Genomic DNA, 1,444 nt, shown 5'->3' with positions numbered 1-1,444 from the left:
AGGGGTGAGGATGTCGATATCGCCTACCGCGATCGTGGCATCGGTGCTCACCGTTTCGGCGATGCGCAGGAACCGGTCGGCGAAGGTGTGGACCGTGGCGGTGTCGAAAAGGTCGGTCGCGAAGGTGAATTCCGCTCTCATACCGGCAGGGGTGTGGTCTTGGGTGAATTCTTCGGTCACGCTCAGCTGCAGGTCGAACTTCGCCACTGCGGTATCGATGCTCTCGGTGTGCACTGCCAACCCCGGTAACTCCAGTTCGACCGGGGTGGGGTCCTGCAACTGCAACACCACTTGGAACAATGGTGCATGTGCTGCCGATCGGGTCGGGGCCAACTCGTCGACCACCCGCTCGAAGGGGACCTCCGCGTGACCGAACGCCCCCAGGTCCGCGGTGCGTGTGTGTTCGAGCAACTCCGAAAAACTCTGATCGCTTTCGACCCGGGTGCGTAATACCAGTGTGTTGACGAACATCCCGACCACATCGTCGAGGACCGCCTCGCCCCGGCCGGCGGTCGCGGTGCCCACGGTGATGTCATCACTGCCGGACAACCGGGCCAGCAGCACCGACAGCACCGCGTGCATCGTCATGAACAACGACGCCCGGTGCCGGCGGGCCAGGCGAACCAGTCCCTGATGACACGACGCGCCGATATCGAATTCCACCACCGCGCCACGCAGGGATCGTTGCGGCGGCCGGGGCCGGTCGGTCGGTAACGCCAGCAGTTGCGGTACCGCGGTCAGCGCCTGCCGCCAATACCGGAGTTGGTGTGCTGCCGCACTGTCGGGATCGGTTTCCGAGCCCAGCCATTCACGCTGCCACAGCGTGTAGTCGGCGTACTGCACCGCCAGCGGCGCCCATCCCGGAGCCGCCCCGGCGGACCGGGCCGTATAAGCAATACCCAGATCCCGCGCCAACGGCGCCATCGATACCCCGTCCGCGGCGATGTGATGCACCACCAACGCCAGCACATGCACCTGCGGGGCCAGCCGCAGCAACCGGGCCCGTATCGGGACCTCGGTCGTGACATCGAACCCGGTCGACGCCACCTCGGCCAGCAGTTCCGGCAACCCTGACGGGTCGGCCACCTGCACCGGGGTCAGATCCGGTACCGCCTGCCCGGCCGCCACGACCACCTGGACCGGGCCGTCCCCGGGATCGGGGAACACCGTACGCAGCGCCTCGTGCCGTGCCAGCACATCAGCCAACGCCGCACCCAAAGCCGCCACATCCAACTCACCGGTCAACCGGATCGCTGCCGGTATGTTGTAGGCCGCCGACCCCGTATCGAACTGGTTGATGAACCACATCCGCTGCTGCGCCCACGACAACGGCACCCGCTCGGGACGTTCCCGCGCCACCAGCACCGGCCGCCGCCAACCACCCACACCACCCCCAACGATCCAACCCGCCAACCCCGCCACCGTCGGCGACTCGAACACCGCC

General features: G+C 67.0%; 1 protein-coding gene. It reads right to left on the bottom strand.

What is annotated here, in order from left to right; all coding sequences use genetic code 11:
- Window positions 1-1,386 (bottom strand): condensation domain-containing protein (locus NS4_RS30995; RefSeq protein ID WP_245665880.1); only part of this gene is annotated, 1,386 nt, incomplete at its 3' end.
- Between the last annotated feature and the right edge of the window lie 58 nt (window positions 1,387-1,444).

This window comes from Nocardia sienata NBRC 100364 (assembly GCF_001613205.1).
GTDB classification, from domain to species: Bacteria; Actinomycetota; Actinomycetes; order Mycobacteriales; family Mycobacteriaceae; genus Nocardia; species Nocardia sienata.
Note: the sequence above shows the minus strand (reverse complement) of the source record. Positions and strands in the feature narration are given on the sequence as shown.